This window comes from Trinickia acidisoli (genome assembly GCF_017315725.1).
Classification (GTDB): domain Bacteria; phylum Pseudomonadota; class Gammaproteobacteria; order Burkholderiales; family Burkholderiaceae; genus Trinickia; species Trinickia acidisoli.
Genome location: NZ_JAFLRG010000002.1, coordinates 908,280 through 926,335 on the forward strand (window position 1 = coordinate 908,280; position 18,056 = coordinate 926,335).

Below are 18,056 nucleotides of genomic sequence, written 5' to 3' on the forward strand. Positions count from 1 at the left end.
TCAGTGCAGATGATTCATTGCGGCAATGCCAGCTTGATCAATTGATCGGGGCTCGCTTGCGCCTTGGGTAGATCGCCTACGATACGGCCTTCCTTCATGACGATGATCCGATCGGACACGCCGATGACTTCGGCGAGATCGCTCGATACGAGCAACACCGTGCGCCCCGCCTCGGCAAGGCCGTACAGCAACTCGTAGATTTGCGCGCGCGCGCCGACGTCGATGCCGCGCGTCGGTTCGTCCATGACGAATACGTCGATTTTTTCGGCGAGCCAGCGCGCCAAGATGACTTTCTGCTGGTTGCCGCCCGAGAGCTTGCCGATCGGTGTCGTGCCGTCGCGCGTCTTGATCGACAGTTTTCCGATGTACTCGTCGGTCAACTCGCGCTCGCGCCGATCGTTGAGCAGCCAGCGCGCAAAGTTCGAATGGCGGCGCGCGCTGATGTTCAAGTTGTCGGCAACGGATGCGATCGCGACGATGCCTTCTTGCTTGCGATCTTCAGGGCATAGCGCAATGCCTGCGCGCACGGCGTCGCGCGGGGTCGAGAAGCGCATGCGGCGGCCATCGAGTTCGATGTGGCCTTCGCTCGGCTTGACCGCGCCGCAAACTAGCTTCATCAATTCCGAACGGCCCGCGCCGACGAGCCCGAAGAAGCCGAGAATCTCGCCGCGGCGCGCACCGAACGAGGCGCTCTCCGACAGGCCACGGCCGAGCAGCGACTTCGCTTCGATGCGCATCTCGCCCAGCGTGCGTGTCCGGTATCCGTAGACGTCTTGGATCGAGCGGCCCACCATCGAGCTGATCAAGCGGTCTCGTTCGAGGCCGTCGACCGCCTCGAACGTTTCGATCGAATGGCCGTCGCGGAACACCGTCACGCGATCGCATAGCTCGTAGACTTCGTCCATGCGGTGCGTGACGTAGACGATCGCGCGGCCTTCCTGGCGCAACCCGTTGATGATCTTGAACAACTGTTTCGTTTCGCGGGCCGAGAGCGAACTCGTCGGCTCGTCGAAGGCAATCACGCGTGCATCGCGCATCAAGGCTTTGCCGATCTCGATCATTTGGCGCTGCCCGATCGAGAGATGCTTCACTTGCGCACGCGGATCGATGTGCTCGCCGAGCCGTGCGAGCGTGTCGGCCGCCCGCTCGATCAATGCGCGTTCGCTGAGCACGCCGAGACGGCTCGGCAGTTGGCCGAGCATGAGATTCTCGGCAACCGTTAGCTCGGGAACGAGATGCAGTTCCTGATAGATGATGGCGACACCTGCTTCGATCGCCGCTTTCGTTCCGGAGAAATGCTGCTCGACCCCGCCGAGCGTCAACGTACCCGCTTGCGGCACGTTGACACCCGACAGCACCTTCAACAACGTCGATTTGCCGGCGCCGTTCTCGCCCATCAGGCCGTGCACCTCGCCGGCACGTACCGCGAACGACACACGATCGAGCGCAAGCACCCCGGGAAAACTAACGGTGATGCCCTCGAGTTGCAGGTAAGGCGAGGGCGTGTCATCGTTGGCCGCGTCCCTACGCGAGGGCGTGGTCAATACACTCGGGGGCGGCACGGCGTGCTCCGAATGGATGTCGTTCGCGTCATGCATGCCGTTTAGATCCCCAGTTCCTTACGCACGTCGAGCCAGTTTTGGCGCGTCATCAGCTTGCCCGTCGTTTGCGTGTCGGCCGGCGGTTCCTTGCCCGTGCGAATCCACTGGACGAGGTTCTCGGCGCTTTCCTTGCCGTGATTCGTCGAGCTGACCGCGATCGTGCCGTAAAAGCCCGTCGCTTCCTTCTTCTGGAACTCGGCAAACGCTTCGCCGGCGCCGTTGATGCCAACCCCGATCACGTCGGACGAAGGAATGTGCAACTGCTCGGTCGCGCGCACGCCGCCGAGCACCGACTCTTCGTTCAGCGCGAAGATTACCCACTTCTTGATGTTCGGATGCTTGGACAGCACGGGCGACGATGCGACGAAACCGCCTTCGTCATCGGTCGTCTTTTGCGGCGCGTCGAAGATGTTCTCCTTCTTGAAGCCGTTCGCGAGCAGTGTTTGCGTAGCGCCGTCGGTGCGCAGCTTGGCCGTCGGCAGTTCGTAGTCGGAAATGCGGATCGCGCCCACTTCATCGGGATTCCAGCCGCGACGTTTCATCTCGTCGGAGATGGCTTGGCCCACTTGATTGCCGATCTTGAACGCGGACATGCCGAGGTGGGGCACGCCGGCCAGCGGCTTACCCGACGAATCGACGAGCTGGTCGTCGACGGTTACGAACTTCATGCCGTATTTGTTCGCGCGTGCTTGAATCGCAGGTCCGAGCCGAACGTCGGGCGCGCAAATGACGAAGCCCTTCGCGCCCTGGGCGCCGAGGTTGTCGATGGCGCTGAGCACGCGCTCGCCGTCGGGCGTGCCGATGTTGACGACGGCAAATCCTTCGCTCTTGCCGACCGCCGTGGCCGCTTTCTCCTCGTTGATGAACCATGCCTGTTCGGGCATCTTCACGAGGAAGCCGATCTTCAGAGGCTCGTCGGCGTGGACGCCGAACGAAACCGCGAGCGGAGCGGCTATAAGGGCGGCCAAGGTGGCGCGCAACGTGAAGCGGCGAAGCTTGCTGGTCATACTAGTCTCCTTCTTGTCGGTCTGCGTGGACCGTGTGATGATTCCCATTGAATCAATTACTTAGTAGTACTAAATATCTATGCATGTATCCTGCGCATCGCGGGAACACACAAAACCGGAATATCAGGTAGCGTTCGGTTTGGCCGCGCAAGCGAGTACTGAAACCCAAGCACCCGTCTTGCGCAGCGCCCCGGCGACGGAACTCATTCGACGAACGCTTCGACGCGCTCCCTTTGCCCCAATAAGAACGCATCGGCAACGAGACTCAGCGGCCGCACGTCGACGTCGCATTCGCCGCGCCCGATCAAGTCGTGCCAGCGGCTATAGAGCGCCGGGTATTCATGCACCGCGCCGAGCGCGACTTCGCGATCGTCGATCGTCAAGCGGTTACCGCCTTGCGAAAGCAACATTGCGCCGTCGGCAGTGCGAACCTCGATCTCCCATTGCTCGCGCGGGCCGTGGCGCCAGTCGAACTCCACGTGCACGGGCACGCCCGCCGTATCGGTCAACCGCAGATCCGCGGCGATCGGCATCTGCCGATTCGAGGGGATACTGAGCGTCGACGAGACGAGCGCGATCTCGCGCGGCAGGATGCGCGTGATGATCGATAGGGCGTTGATGCCCGGATCGAACACGCCGAGCCCGCCCGGCTCCCAAATCCACTCCTGACCCGGATGCCAGCGTCGCACGTCCTCTTTCCAACGCACGTGCACGGCACGCAGATCCTGAGTGGCAAGCCACGTGCGCGCGGCCTCGACACCGAGCGCGTATCGCGAATGCCAACTCGAAAATAGCGTCCGTCCCGCCGTGAGGGCCATCTCCTCGAGCGCACGTACTTCGCTCAAGCACGCGCCCGGCGGCTTTTCCAACATGACGTGCTTGCCGGCGGCAAGCGCCGTGCATGCCTGGGCAAAGCGCGGCTGGGGCGGTGCGCACAGCGAAACGGCCTCGATGCCGGGCTCTGCCTCCAGCAATGCCTCCAGCGTCGGATAGTTGCGTACGCCGTCCACCTTTGCATTGCGGCTTGCGCATGCAACGAGGTCGAAGCGTGGATCGGCCGCGATGGCCGGCAGGTGTTGGTCACGGGCAATCTTGCCGATACCGATGAGCGCGATCGAAATCTTTTTCATCTCTACCTCGGCACTCACAGGCCCCAACGCAGCGCAAGCGGCTGCGCCTCGTGCGCCAGTTCGAGCAATTCGGCCCGTGTGGCGGGCGAGAGCGCGTCCAGCGGACGACGAACGGCGTCGCTCTTGATGACGCCGCCTTCCTTCATGACGGTCTTGGTCGCTCGCAATCCGCATTGGCGGTTTTCATAGTTGATGAGCGGCAAGATACGTGCATAGCCCGCGCGCGCTTCATCGCGTCGGCCTGCGCGGTGATCGTCGAACACGGTGCGGATCAAATCGGGCAGCAGCGCGCTCGACATCGTGCCGGTTGCGCCCGCGTCGAGATCGGGCAGCAGCGTGATCGCTTCCTCGCCGTCGAACGGGCCTTCGATCGCCGCGCCACCGGCCGCGATCAGCGCACGCAGCTTAGCCGCCGCTTGCGGCACTTCGATCTTGAAGTAGCGTACGAGCGGCAGTTCACGCGCGACGCGCGTGAGGAACGGCACGCTCAACGTCACGCCCGAGAGCGGCGCGTCTTGAATCATGACGGGCACGTTTGCCGTCGCCGCAATCTGGGCGAAGAAATCGAACATTGCGCTTTCGTCGACGCGCAGCGTTGCCCCGTGATACGGCGGCATCACCATGACGATGCTCGCACCGGCGTCGGCAGCGCGCTTTGCGCGTTCGGCGGCGATCTGCGTGCTGAAATGGCTGCAAGTCACCATGACGGGCACGCGGCCGGCCACGTGCGTCAAACATAGGTCGACGAGCACGTCGCGTTCGGCATCGGTCAGCAGGAACTGCTCGGAGTAGTTCGCGAGGATGCAGATGCCGTCGACGCGCTGGTCGATCATGCAATCGAGTACGCGGCGCTGGCCGTCGAGGTCGAGTTCACCCGTTTCGGTAAACGGCGTGGGGGCGACGGGGAATACGCCCGAGAAGGGGCGGGTCGATGCGGTCACTATTCGGACTCCTAATAAAAACTATCCATGCATGCGCGGCAGCCGCGCGAGGCGTGCACGCAAACCGAGAGGGGCGGCGCCGCTTTGCCCATCGTCGACGTCGCGCTTCGCGCCGTCGCGGGCCGTCGTATTGCCGAGGCCCGAGCCGTTCGACTTGCGGCGCGCCGCTTGCCGTTCGATCACGCGCTGCAGCAGGCAGAACACGCAGAGCAGGGCGCCGATCACGATGCGCGTCCACCACGAACTGAGCGTGCCGTCGAACGTGATCAGCGTTTGAATGGTGCCGAGCACGCCCACGCCGAAGACGGAGCCGACGATATAGCCTACGCCGCCCGTCAACAACGTGCCGCCGATGACGCTGGCAGCGATCGCGTCGAGCTCCATGCCTTGTCCTTGCAAGCCATAGCCCGAGAGCACGTAGAGCGTGAACACGAGGCCGCCCAGCGCCGAGCACAGGCCGCCCAACGCATAAACGCCGACCTTCGTGCGGGCCACCGGCAAACCCATTAGGAGTGCAGACTTTTCATTGCCGCCGAGCGCATAGACGTTGCGTCCGAAGCGCGTGAAGTGCGCGACGTAGATCGCAACGGCCAGCGCGCCGAGCGCGATCAATGCACCCGCGGTCAGCGTGCCGCTGCCGATTTGCAAGCTGTAACCGGCCACCGCATGAAACGAAGGTTCGTCGATCGTGATCGATTGCGTTGTCACGAGAAAGCATGCGCCGCGGGCGAGAAACATGCCCGCGAGCGTCACGATGAACGGTTGCAGCTTCAGATAATGGATCAGCGCGCCCATTGCGGCGCCATAGGCCGCGCCGATAGCGAGCACGAGCGGGGCAACGGCCCAGATCGGCCAGTGCCAATGCTCGGCGCCGACCGCGCAAACGATCGTGGTGAAAGCGACGACGGCCCCGACCGACAGATCGATGCCCCCCGACAAAATCACGAACGTCGTGCCGATGGCGACGATGAGCAGGAACGAATTATCGACGAGCAGCCCCAACAGGACTTGCAGCGATCCGAAGCCCGTATACATGAACGAGCCGAAGCCGAACAGGGCCGCGAACAACGCGATCGTCACGACGATCGGCAGTGTGCGCGGATCGAGAAGACGGCGAATCAATGCGCTCATTGCACCTCCGGCCGGGCGCGGGTGGAAGAGATGGACGCAGCAAGCCGCATGGCGAGCCGAGCGAGCAGGTTGCGCGCACGCGCTGACTGAATGACGCTGACGATGAGCACGACGACCGCTTTGACCACGAGCGTCGCCTCGGGCGGCACACCGATCGAGTACGTGGTGTACGTGAGCGTTTGAATGATGAGCGCGCCGAGCACCGTTCCCGCGAGCGAAAAACGCCCGCCGTCGAGCGAGGTGCCACCCAACGTGACGGCCAGGATCGCGTCGAGTTCGAGCAGCAGCCCGGCGTTGTTGCCGTCGGCGCTGCGCACGTTCGAACTGATCAGGATGCCGGCGATCGCCGCGGTCAACCCGCAAAACACGTAGACGCCGAACACGATCGCGTTCGAACGCAAGCCGACGAGCCGTGCCGCGACGGGATTGACGCCGATCGCACGCACGAGCAGCCCGAGCGCCGTGCGATTGACGAGCAGCGACGTGATGGCGAGAACGGCCAGCGCGATCCAAACGGCGCACGGCACCATGAACAGGAAACCGTCGCCGAGCCGAAGATAGTCGCGAGCGCCGATCGGGATGATTTGACCGGCTGTCAGCAACTGCGCGACACCGCGCCCGGCAACCATCAGGATCAGCGTCGCGATGATCGGCTGCATGCCGACGAATGCGGTGAGCAAGCCATTCCATGCGCCGGCCAGCAAACCGACGCCGAGCGCCGCGGCTAGCGCGATGCCGATGTGGGTCGGATTGCCGGCCAGCAGGATGGCCGCGGTGGCGCCGGCGATGGCGACGATGGTGCCCACCGAGATGTCGATGCCGCGGGTGGCGATCACGAGCGTCATCCCGAGCGAGACGACGACGAGCGGCGCCGCGCGGTTGAGAATGTCGATCGGCGCACCGAAGAAGTGACCGTTGAGCATCGTGATCGCGAGGAAGTCGTGCCGGTGCGCGACGTCGAGCGCGAACAGCAGGACAAGCGTGACCACGGGCCACAACAGAGGATGGCGCGCGATCCTCTGCAACGAGCGTGCGATCATGTTTGGCCTCCGGCGATGAGTCGATAAACGGCTTGCTCATCGAGCTCGTCGCCCGAGAGTTCAGCCACCTTGCGCCGGTCGCGCAACACGGCGATGCGATCGCTCATGCGCAGCACCTCGGCGATCTCGGAGGAAATCAGCAAAATACCCAGCCCCTTCGCACACAGTTCTTTCACGCGATCCATGATTTCGAACTTGGCCGCGACGTCGATGCCGCGCGTCGGCTCGTCGAGAATCAGCATCTTCGGATCGGTCGCGAGCCAGCGCGCGAGCAATGCCTTCTGCTGATTGCCGCCCGAAAGCAGTTCGATCGGTTGCTCGATGTCGCGTGCACGTATGCCGAGCGTTTTCATATAGTGTTCGGCGATACGCTTTTCCTTCGCGCGACCGAGCGGCCGCCACCAGCCGCGCCGCGCCTGCAGTGCCAGCACGATGTTCTCGCGGACGGACAGCGCCCCGACGATTCCTTCTTTCTTGCGGTCTTCGGGGCAATAGGCGATCCCGTGCCGCACGGCATGCCGCGGCGAGCCGAGCTTGATCGGCTTGTCGTCGACGGTGATCGTGCCCGTATCCGCGCGGTCGGCGCCGAACAGCAGCCGCGCCGTCTCGGTGCGTCCCGAACCGAGCAGGCCGGCGAGGCCGACGATGCGCCCAGGCTCGAGTGTCAGATCGATCGGCTGCACGGCGCCGCGCCGGCCTATGCCGCGCATGTCGAAACACGAGGAGGTAGAACCGACGGGTACCGAACCGGCCTGCGCCTTCGACGTCGAGCGTTCGCCGGCAACCGGTATGTTGCCCACCATCTTGCGCACGAGCTCGTCGACGGGTAAGTCCTTCGCCAGATACTCGCCCTCGCGTTCGCCGTTGCGCATGACGGTGATGCGATCGGAAATGGCATACGTCTGCTCGAGAAAATGCGTGACGAACAGAATCGCGATGCCTGACTGCTTCAAATTGCGTAGGACTTCGAACAATTTCGCCACTTCGGAATCGTCGAGGCTCGAAGTGGGTTCGTCGAGAATCAGTACGCGCGCTTCGACGCTGACCGCGCGTGCGATCGCCACCATCTGCTGCACGGCGATCGGGTAGGTATCGAGCGATTGCGTGACGTCGAGCGAAATATTCAATTGCGCGAGCGCCGCGTGGGCGCCCGCATGAATCGCCTTCCAATCGATCGCGCCGCGACGCAGCGGCTGGCGGCCCGCGAAGATGTTTTCCGCAACCGAAAGGTTGGGACAGAGGTTGACCTCCTGATAGAGCGTACGAATGCCGGCCGCCTCGGCTTCGAGCGGCGCGGCAAAACGAACGCTCCGACCGTCGATGCGGATCTCGCCCGCATCGTGCGAATGAACGCCGGTCAGCACGTTGATGAGCGTCGATTTGCCGGCACCGTTCTGCCCCATCAGCGTATGCACTTCACCGGCGTGGAGACGAAAGTCCACGCCTGCGAGCGCGCGCACGCCGGGAAACGATTTGGTCAAACCGAGCGTTTCGAGTACGAGGGGGCCGGTCATGGGCGTCGCTCGCTTGGCGCGTATCAATACTTACGCGTCGGCAGCACTTGCGCCGCCACGTTCTCGGGGAACACCGTCTCCTTCGTGACGATGCGCTTGGGCACCGTCTTGCCGGCGACGAGATCCTTGACGGCGCTCATCAATTGCGGCCCGAGCAGCGGGCTGCATTCGACGTCGACGTTGATCTTGCCCGCGATCATCGCTTGGAAGCCGCCCTTGGTGGCATCGAACGAAACGACCTTGACGTCGGTGCCCGGCTTGATACCGGCCTCTTCCATCGCTTGGATCGCGCCGAGCGCCATGTCGTCGTTATGTGCGTAGACGACGTTGATCTGCTTGCCGTACGTCTTCGCGAACGCTTCCATGACTTGCTTGCCGCCCGCGAGCGTGAAGTCCCCGCTTTGCGATGCGATGATCTTGAACTTCGGATCGTTCTTGATGATTTCCATCAGGCCCGCATGGCGATCGTTCGCCGGTGCGGAACCGACCGTGCCTTGCAGCTCGGCAATATTGATCGGACCGGGATTGTTCTTGTATTCCTCTTCGAGCCAGCGGCCCGCGCGACGCCCTTCTTCGAGGAAATCCGAGCCGATCATCGTGACGTACAGCGACTTGTCTTTCACATCGATGTTGCGGTCGGTCAGGATCACGGGGATACCGGCCTTCTTCGCTTCGGTCAGCACCGGCTCCCACCCTGATTCCACGACGGGCGAGAACGCGATGACGTCCACCTTCTGCGCGATGTAGGAGCGGATCGCGCGAATCTGGTTTTCCTGTTTCTGCTGTGCATCGGAGAACTTCAAATTGATACCGGCGTCCTTCGCGGCCTCCTTGATCGAGACCGTATTCGCCGTGCGCCAGGCACTTTCCGCGCCGACCTGGGCGAAACCGAGCGTGATTTTCTTGTCCTGCGCGTGGCTATCCACGACTAACGACATTGCAAGGCTCACCCCGAGCAATGCGTTGAGTGCCAACCGTACCGTACGTCCCATGCTTGTCTCCGTTTGTCCTTGGTGCTTGCTTGGTTTTGCTACATCGAACGAACTACCGCGACTGCGCGCCGCACCGGCCTGTTGCTCGCCGCTGGACGCGCCGTTTTCTAAATAGCCATACTATAGGCACCAAGAACACCCGAATCGATTAGCGTTTTCCCCAGCTTCGTCAGTCAAATAGTCATGCTATTTATATTGGCAATCTGACAAGAAGTGCCTGGAAAGGCGTAAGATCGTGCCAACATATGGGACATCGCCGGTGCGGACGGTAGGGAAAGTCATCCTGCGATGAGGATCGACCCCTGCACCGACTTCTTTAATCGTTTTACTATATCTGCCTAAGACAGGCATCTAGCAATGACAGACAAACCCCGCAAGCTTCGCTCCGCCCAATGGTTCGGTACGGCCGACAAGAATGGCTTCATGTATCGCAGTTGGATGAAGAACCAGGGCATCCCCGATCATGAGTTCCAGGGCAAGCCGATCATCGGCATTTGTAATACGTGGTCGGAGCTCACGCCTTGCAATGCGCACTTTCGCAAGCTGGCCGAGCACGTCAAACGCGGCGTGTTCGAGGCCGGCGGGTTTCCGGTCGAGTTTCCGGTGTTCTCGAACGGCGAGTCGAATCTGCGCCCGACGGCGATGTTCACGCGCAATCTGGCGAGCATGGACGTCGAAGAGTCGATTCGAGGCAATCCGATCGATGCCGTCGTCTTGCTCGCGGGATGCGACAAAACCACTCCGGCCTTGCTGATGGGCGCGGCGAGTTGCGACGTGCCGGCGATCGTCGTCAGCGGCGGGCCGATGCTCAACGGCAAGCACGAAGGGCGCGACATCGGTTCGGGCACCGTCGTGTGGCAGTTGAGCGAACAAGTGAAGGCCGGCCACATCACGCTGCACCAATTCATGGCGGCGGAGGCGGGGATGTCGCGCTCGGCCGGCACCTGCAACACGATGGGCACGGCATCGACGATGGCCTGCATGGCCGAAGCGCTCGGCGTGACGCTGCCGCACAACGCGGCCATTCCAGCAGTCGATTCGCGCCGCTACGTGCTCGCGCATCTGTCGGGCATGCGCATCGTCGAAATGGCATTGGAGGACCTGCGGCTATCGAAGCTATTGACGCGCGAGGCGTTCGAGAATGCGATTCGCGCGAACGCGGCGATCGGCGGCTCGACCAACGCCGCGATTCACTTGAAGGCGATTGCGGGACGCATCGGCGTGCCGCTCGAACTCGACGATTGGAGGCACATCGGGCGTGGTACGCCGACGCTCGTCGATCTTCAGCCGTCGGGGCGATTCTTGATGGAAGAGTTTTATTACGCGGGCGGATTGCCGGCCGTATTGCGCCGCCTCGGCGAGGTCGGCTTGTTGCCGCACCCGAATGCGTTGACCGCGAACGGGCATTCGCTGTGGGAGAACTGCAAGGAAGCGCCGATCTATAACGACGAGGTCATCCGTCCGCTGGTCAACCCGCTCGTCGCCGACGGCGGGCTATGCGTGTTGCGCGGTAACCTCGCGCCACGCGGCGCGGTGCTGAAGCCGTCGGCGGCGACGGCATCGCTGCTGCAGCATCGGGGCCGTGCGGTCGTCTTCGAAAACTTCGACGACTACAAGGCTCGCATCGCCGATCCCGAGCTCGACGTGACGGCCGATTCGATCCTGGTCATGAAGAACTGTGGGCCGAAGGGCTATCCCGGTATGGCGGAAGTCGGCAACATGGGCTTGCCGCCGAAGTTGCTCGCGCAAGGCGTGACGGACATGGTGCGCATTTCCGACGCGCGCATGAGCGGGACGGCCTACGGCACGGTGGTATTGCACGTGGCGCCCGAGGCGCGGGCGGGCGGGCCGCTTGCCGTCGTGCGCAACGGCGATTGGATCGAGCTCGATTGCGAGGCGGGGCGCTTGCACCTCGACGTCGATGAAGAAGAACTCGCACGGCGTTTGACGACGTGGCGCGAAACGAATTCGCAACGCAATCCGGCCGATCTCAGCGGCTATCGCAATCTCTATGTCGATCACGTGTTGCAGGCGGACGAAGGGTGCGATTTCGATTTTCTGGTCGGATGCCGCGGGGCGGAAGTGCCGCCGCATTCGCATTGAGCGATTGAGGGGCGCAGCGGTATAAGCGCTATCGATATGAAGTGTGAGCGCCTTCGCCGGCAACGGGCGAGGGCGCTCGGCGCATTTTCATCGTGAAATCGTCTAACGTTCGGTGCGCGCGCCGATGACGAGAATCGTCTCCGCATCCGCCTTCGCATGTTCCAACTGCACGAGGCTCGCTTGTCGCGCCCCCAGCGGGTCGCGATGCTCGATCGCGGTCAGAATCGCCCTATGCCGCGGCAGCGACAACGCATGCGTATCGGGGTGACGGCTCGTCAATTTGATCGATTCGCTCAAGGCCATCGACATCATGTTGCCGATGAAGGCGAGCATGTCGTTGTGCGTCGAGGCCATCACGGCGCGGTGAAACTCGAGATCCGGTTCGAGCAATTCGCTCGCCGTCTGCGCACGCTCCATCCGCTCGAAGGCTTGGCGAATGCGCACGATATCCTCTTGCGTCGCTTCGGTCGCGGCCAGCGCGGCGGCCGCCGGTTCGATAATGCGGCGAACGGTCAATAGCGAACGAAAGAATTCGCCTTCCGGCGTGACGTTGATCGTCCAGAACAGAACGTCCGGATCGAGCATGTGCCACTCTTCGCGCGGGCGCACCACGCTGCCTACGCGCGGCTTCGATACGACAAGCCCTTTCGCGACGAGTACACGCGTAGCTTCGCGCAATACGGGGCGGCTTACGCCATAGGCTTCGCACAGCGTGGGTTCGGGCGGCAGCCGTTCGCCGGGTGCGAACTTGCCGCTGACGATCTCGATGCCGAGTTCCTGCACGATCCGCGCGTGCATGCTCTTGCGGTTCTTGAGATGTCGATAGTCCATAGGGTGGGCGTGATGTCTACTTCGCGCTTATGCGGCCGTTATGCGGCCGGCGAAGTGTTCGGCAGGATAGCACATGGGATGTGCCCCTTACGACCGGAACTAACCCTTGTGCGCGCCCCCTGTGCGCTTGCGCCGCACTGTTTCAGCGCATCGCGCATACAATGCGACGCAGAGCGGTCCGAACGGCAGCGGGCGATGTGAGCGACAAGCTTCGCACGTCAAGACGCGAGCCGGCACCGCGAGCGGAGACCGAGCATGGCCGAGGCATTTCGCTTTCAAACCGTTCCGACGATCGTGGTCGAATTCGGCGCCGCGCGGTGCCTCGGCGCGTTGCTGCGCGAGCGCTATCCGGCGCTTGCGCGGCTCTGCTTGGTCACCGACGGGTTTCTTCATCGCAGCGGATTGCTCGGGCCCGCGCTCGCGGATTTGGCTGCGAACGGCTGGACGGTGAGCGTGCTCGACAACGTCGTGGCCGATCCGCCCGAACACGTCGTGCTCGAGGCCGCGGAGCGCGCGCGCGATGCACAGGCCCAACTCGTCGTCGGGCTCGGCGGCGGTTCGTCGATGGACGTCGCCAAGCTGCTATCCGTTTTGCTCGCGTCCCAACAAACGCTTGCCGACATGTACGGCGTCAATCGAGTCGAAGGAGTGCGCGTGCCGCTCGTGCAAATCCCGACGACGGCCGGCACGGGCTCGGAGGTGACGGCCGTGTCGATCGTGACGGTGGGCGAGGCGACGAAGATGGGCGTCGTGGCGCCGCAATTGATCGCCGATCTCGCGATCCTCGATGCGGAGCTGACGTTGGGACTTCCGGCCGCGGCCACGGCAGCGACGGGTATCGACGCGATGGTGCATGCAATCGAGGCCTATACGTCGGCACGTTTGAAAAATCCCATCTCCGACATGTTGGCCGTGCGCGCGTTGCAACTGCTGTCGACCCATTTACTGACGGCGTGCACGAATGGCGACGAGCGCAAAGCGCGTGAAGCGATGCTGCTCGGTGCGACTTTCGCGGGACAAGCGTTCGCCAATGCGCCCGTTGCAGCCGTTCATGCGCTTGCCTATCCGATCGGCGGGATTTATCACGTGCCGCATGGGTTGTCGAATGCGCTCGTGCTGCCGCACGTATTGAAGTTCAATGCGCAAGCTGCCGCGCCGCTCTATGCGGAACTCGCCGAAGCCGTGCTGCCCACGGTCACGGGCAGTGCCGAAGAAAAGACGCGCGCGTTGATCGATCACGTGGAGCGCTTGATCTCCGACACGGGCATTGCGTCGACGTTGCGTGAGGTCGGCATCGAGCGCGACGGCCTCGAGCGCATGGCGAAAGACGCCATGCTGCAGCAGCGGTTGCTCGTCAATAATCCGCGGCCCGTGACCGAGGCGGACGCTTTGGCGATTTATCGCGCGGCGTTTTAGCGTGCAGCGGGATAGCGCGACGCCGCATCAATAGACGTCGCGCACGTACCGCTTGTCTCTCGTCAGCGAGGAGACATATTCGGCGGCCTTGTCATCGGACAGGCCACCGTGCGACGCAACCGCCGATCGCAGCGCGGCATCGACATCCTTTGCCATCCGGCTCGCGTCGCCGCAGACATAGAAGCTCGCGCCTTCCTGCAGCCATGCCCATATTTCGGCGCCGCTTTCGCGCATACGGTCCTGCACATAGACCTTGTCTTGCTGATCGCGGGAGAACGCCACGTCGAGCCGGCTCAAGAGGCCGTCGTTGCGCATGCCCTCCAGTTCGTCGCGATAGTAGAAGTCGGTTGCCGCATGCTGCTCGCCGAAGAACAGCCAGTTGCGCCCCTTGTCGCCGCGGGCGCGCCGCTCGTGCAGGAAGCCGCGGAACGGTGCGACGCCGGTACCCGGACCCACCATGATCATCGGCGTGTCGCCGCTGCGCGGGGGGCGAAAATGCGTGCTTTTCTGCACGAACACGGGGACGTTCGCATCGTCGGCGCGATCGGCAAGAAACGTGGACGACACGCCTTTGCGTTCGCGCCGGCCATTGCTGTAGCGCACGGCGGCCACCGTCAGATGCACCTCGCCCTCGTGCACTTTGGGGCTCGACGAAATCGAATACAGCCGCGGCTGCAAGCGCTTGAGCATGCCGAGCAACTCTTGCGCCGTCGGCGCGACCGGGAATTCATGCAGTACGTCGGTAAGCTGCTGCCCCCACAGCCATTGTTTGAGGTCGGCTTTACGATCTTCGCCGAGCAAGGATTTCAACGCGTTCTCGGGCGTGCGCGATGCGATGAAGGCCAACGCTTCGGGGTTCGGACGCGCGATCTCGAAGTGCTTGGCCAACGCATCGGCGAGCAGCATGTCGCCGATGCCCGACACGGACACGGACGCATCCGCCTTGAGCCCCGTCAAACCGAGCAGTTCATCGACGAGCTCCGGGCAATTGGTCGGCCATACGCCCAGTGCGTCGCCTACCTCGTATTCGAGACCCGAGTCGCCGGTCGCGAGCGCAAACGAACGCGTGTCCTTCGATGCGCCGGTCTGGTTCAGGCGCACGTTCCTGAGCAGACGCGACGGAGCAGGCCGCGCCTTCGTCGCCGCACAGCCGGGCAGCACCTCGGGTATCGCGCCTTCCGCGGGCACCGCGTGCAGCGCTGCATCGTCTTCCTTGATACGCACGGCGATGCGCTCGAGCCACGCGTCGGCATCCGGCTGGAATTCGGTGTCGCAATCCACGCGATCGAGCAGGCGGGCCGCGCCGAGTTCCGCCATCCGGCTATCGAGGTTGCGGCCATGTCCGCAGAACTGGTCGTAGTTGCGGTCGCCGAATGCCAGCACCGCGTAGCGCAGGGAGCCGAGACGAGGTGCGGAGTCGGCTTTCAGCGAGGTCCAGAAATCCTGACCGTTGTCGGGCGGATCGCCGTCGCCGAAGGTACTCGTCATCAGCAGCACGTACTGCGCTTTTGAGAGGTTGGCGATCGCGTAGTCGGCCATGCACGTAGCACGGATCTCGAAGCCGGACTTCATCAACTGCGTCGCGTAGCGTTCGACCAGCGATTCCACATTGCCGGTTTGCGAAGCCCACAGCAACACGACCTTCGGACGCGTGTGAGCGATTCGCATGCCGGCGCCCCTTTCATTCGCCGCTTCGCTCGCCTTCTCGTCGGCGAGCGCCAGAGCGGCAGGCGCTGCGAGCGCGGCCGCACCGGGTACGTCGCTGCGGCTGAACAGCCCGGCCAGCAAACCGTCGAGCCAGGCACGGGTCGTTGCCGGAAAGGGGGCATTCGTCGGCAGCATCGGCACGCCACGGTCGCTTCCCGCGGACGAACGCAGCCCGCTGACGAAGCCGGCCAGATACACGCGTTCCGCGCCGGACAGCGACGGTGCGGCGACGTCGCCGAGATCGAGGAGCGCTGCGAGCGCGTCAATACGGGGCATGTAGGATTCCTGTTTCGAAGGGGCTGCCTCGACGGCCGGGGTGGAGGATGGCTGCGTATGAGCAGTATCCGGCTCGAGCGATGAAGGTTCGGATTCGGTTGCGACCCGACTCAAAGCGACTGCGCAGAATTTGAATTCGGGCTGCTGAGAAATCGGATCGATTGCGTCGCTCGTCACCGCGTTGATGCACAACTCGTCGCCGAACACATCGTTCCAGTGCATCGGCGCGAAGCAGTTGCCGGGGCGCACGCGATCGGTTACGACTGCCGGCAGCACCGCGCGGCCGCGACGCGAGCGAATCTCGACTCGGTCCTTGTCCGCGATGCCCAAGGTCGTCGCGTCTTCGGGATGAACCTCCACGAACGGTGTGGGGCTCAGCTTGTTCAGCATGGCGATCTTGCCGGTCTTCGTCATCGTGTGCCACTGATGCTGAAGCCGGCCGGTATTGAGCACGACCGGAAACGTCTGATCGGGCATCTCCGCCGGATCGGTGTGAGGCCGTGGGAAGAACACGCCCTTGCCATGCGGCGTGGGGAATGCGAGGCGCGGGCGGCTGCCGTCGGCATGTTCTTTCAGGGTCTGGCTCACGCCGTCGTTCAGGTAGCGGATCGGGTTGCGATTGCGCGACTGATCGGGTGGACAAGGCCATTGCAACGGCGTGTCGCGCAGCGTTCGATGACTCGCGCCGCGCAGGTCGTAGCCGGTCTTCGGATTCGAGAAACGAGTGATCTCATCGAACACTTCTTCGGCCGACGTATAACCGAACGCATCGGCAAAACCCATCGCGCAGGCGACACGGGCGATGATCTGCCAGTCGGGCAGCGCTTCGCCGGGCGGCTCGATCGCTTTCTGCATGAGCGTCATGTTGCGTTCGGAGTTGATCATCACCCCTTCGGCCTCGGCCCAGAGCGCGCCCGGCAGCAGAACGTCGGCATAGCGGTTCGTCTCCGTGTCCAGAAACGCGTCCTGGGTGATCACGAACTCCGCCGCCGTGAGCCCGGCAATGACGGTCTGCCGATTTGCAACGGTCGCCACCGGATTCGTGCAGATGATCCAGCAAGCCTTGATGGTGCCGTCGGCCATGCGCGAGAACATATCGACGGTGCCCCCTCCCACCGACGTTCTCAACGTGCCGGGCGCAATGCCCCACGCGTCCTCGACGAACGCGCGATCCGCATCGACGAGCACCGAACGTTGTCCCGGCAAGCCAGGCCCCATGTAGCCCATTTCACGGCCGCCCATCGCATTGGGTTGGCCCGTCAGCGAGAACGGCCCACTGCCGGGCCGACAAATGCGGCCCGTCGCCAGATGCAGGTTGCAGATCGCATTCGTGTTCCAGGTGCCGTGCGTGCTTTGGTTCAGCCCCATCGTCCAGCAACTCATCCACTCCGGCGCCTCGCCGATCCATTGCGCCGCACGGCGGATGTCGTTCTCGGCGATGCCCGTGATCTCGGCGACCTTCGCCGGGGTGTAATCGTCGAGGAAGGCAGGCATGTCGCACCAGCCCTCGGTGTGCTGCGCGATGAAGTCGGCGTCGGTGTGGCCGTTCGCGTGCAGCAGATGCAGCAGGCCATTGAGTAGCGCGAGATCGGTGCCGGGCCGGATCTGCATGAACAGATGCGCCTTGTCGGCCGTCGCGCTGCGCCGCGGGTCCACCACGATCAGCTTCGCACCTGCTTTCACGCGGTCCATCATGCGCAGGAACAGAATCGGATGACAGTCGGCCATATTCGCGCCGATGACGAAGAACAGGTTGGCCTTGTCGAAGTCCTGATAGGAGCCCGGTGGCCCGTCGGCGCCGAGCGACAGTTTGTAGCCGCTACCGGCGCTGGCCATGCACAGGCGCGAATTCGATTCGATGTTGTTGGTGCCGACGAAGCCTTTCGCGAGCTTGTTCACGAGGTACTGCGCTTCGATCGACATCTGGCCGGACACGTAGAACGACAGCGCGTCGGGGCCATGCGCGTCGAGGATCGAGCGCAAACGCCGCGCGGTGTCGTCGATCGCCTCGGCGATCGGCGTCGGCACGGGATCGCCGCGACGCACGTGGCGCACGAACGCGTGCTCGAGCCGGCCCGACTTGCGCAGTGCGACGTGTGCCGAAGAGCCTTTCGTGCAGAGCCGGCCGAAGTTGGTCGGGTGGTCCTTGTTGCCGGAGATCTTGATGACTTGTTCGTTCTGGACGTGCAGCGTCATGCCACAGCCTACGCCGCAGTATGGGCACACGGTATCGACGGCTCGGTCCGTCACGCGCGGTTCCTCGAGATGGCGACGTGATTCCTGTTCATTACGGTCCAGAAAATAGAAAAGCGTCCTGCAAATCCGATTGCATGACCGGATCTGCGGACGCCGTTGCCCAATGCTGCT

Annotated in this window: 12 protein-coding genes; 2 read left to right on the plus strand and 10 right to left on the minus strand. The window is 63.3% G+C overall.

What is annotated here, in order from left to right; all coding sequences use genetic code 11:
- Positions 1-14: 14 nt before the first annotated feature.
- The 8 genes from araG to J3485_RS22630 form a co-directional block, all read right to left on the minus strand.
- A complete protein-coding gene (gene araG / locus J3485_RS22595; RefSeq protein WP_206956541.1) occupies positions 15-1,598 on the minus strand; it encodes an L-arabinose ABC transporter ATP-binding protein AraG in 1,584 nt (527 codons plus the stop codon).
- Between the two features lie 5 nt (positions 1,599-1,603).
- Positions 1,604-2,608 carry an arabinose ABC transporter substrate-binding protein gene (locus tag J3485_RS22600; RefSeq protein ID WP_206956542.1) on the minus strand — a complete coding sequence of 335 codons (1,005 nt, stop codon included), beginning with the start codon at positions 2,606-2,608 and terminating at the stop codon, positions 1,604-1,606.
- 203 nt (positions 2,609-2,811) lie between these two features.
- Positions 2,812-3,738, minus strand: coding sequence for a Gfo/Idh/MocA family protein (locus tag J3485_RS22605; protein WP_206956543.1), 927 nt, complete (start codon positions 3,736-3,738; stop codon positions 2,812-2,814).
- Positions 3,739-3,752: 14 nt separating this feature from the next.
- Complete coding sequence (locus J3485_RS22610) at positions 3,753-4,679, minus strand: dihydrodipicolinate synthase family protein (RefSeq protein ID WP_206956544.1); 927 nt, start codon at positions 4,677-4,679, stop codon at positions 3,753-3,755.
- Positions 4,680-4,700: 21 nt separating this feature from the next.
- On the minus strand, positions 4,701-5,810 hold the full coding sequence (gene yjfF, locus J3485_RS22615) for a galactofuranose ABC transporter, permease protein YjfF (protein WP_206956545.1): 1,110 nt from the start codon (positions 5,808-5,810) through the stop codon (positions 4,701-4,703).
- A complete protein-coding gene (locus tag J3485_RS22620; RefSeq protein ID WP_206956546.1) occupies positions 5,807-6,850 on the minus strand; it encodes an ABC transporter permease in 1,044 nt (347 codons plus the stop codon). Before J3485_RS22620 ends, yjfF begins: the two co-directional genes overlap by 4 nt.
- Entirely contained in the window at positions 6,847-8,364 is a 1,518-nt protein-coding gene (locus tag J3485_RS22625) for a sugar ABC transporter ATP-binding protein (RefSeq protein WP_206956547.1), read from the minus strand. The genes J3485_RS22620 and J3485_RS22625 overlap by 4 nt, the downstream gene beginning before the upstream one ends.
- Before the next feature lie 23 nt (positions 8,365-8,387).
- Positions 8,388-9,302 carry an ABC transporter substrate-binding protein gene (locus tag J3485_RS22630; RefSeq protein ID WP_242539033.1) on the minus strand — a complete coding sequence of 305 codons (915 nt, stop codon included), beginning with the start codon at positions 9,300-9,302 and terminating at the stop codon, positions 8,388-8,390.
- A 411-nt stretch (positions 9,303-9,713) separates the two neighbouring features.
- Here J3485_RS22630 and J3485_RS22635 point away from each other — a divergent pair, with 411 nt between their 5' ends.
- Complete coding sequence (locus J3485_RS22635) at positions 9,714-11,459, plus strand: IlvD/Edd family dehydratase (RefSeq protein WP_206956549.1); 1,746 nt, start codon at positions 9,714-9,716, stop codon at positions 11,457-11,459.
- A gap of 102 nt (positions 11,460-11,561) precedes the next feature.
- Here J3485_RS22635 and J3485_RS22640 read toward each other — a convergent pair whose 3' ends face one another.
- Complete coding sequence (locus J3485_RS22640; RefSeq protein WP_206956550.1) at positions 11,562-12,290, minus strand: FadR/GntR family transcriptional regulator; 729 nt, start codon at positions 12,288-12,290, stop codon at positions 11,562-11,564.
- Between the two features lie 255 nt (positions 12,291-12,545).
- Here J3485_RS22640 and J3485_RS22645 point away from each other — a divergent pair, with 255 nt between their 5' ends.
- Positions 12,546-13,706: an iron-containing alcohol dehydrogenase gene (locus J3485_RS22645; protein ID WP_206956551.1), complete on the plus strand. Its 1,161-nt coding sequence runs from the start codon at positions 12,546-12,548 to the stop codon at positions 13,704-13,706.
- A 27-nt stretch (positions 13,707-13,733) separates the two neighbouring features.
- Here J3485_RS22645 and J3485_RS22650 read toward each other — a convergent pair whose 3' ends face one another.
- The gene (locus J3485_RS22650) at positions 13,734-17,939 is read right to left on the minus strand and encodes a bifunctional nitrate reductase/sulfite reductase flavoprotein subunit alpha (RefSeq protein ID WP_206956552.1); all 4,206 of its coding nucleotides are present in this window, start codon (positions 17,937-17,939) and stop codon (positions 13,734-13,736) included.
- Between the last annotated feature and the right edge of the window lie 117 nt (positions 17,940-18,056).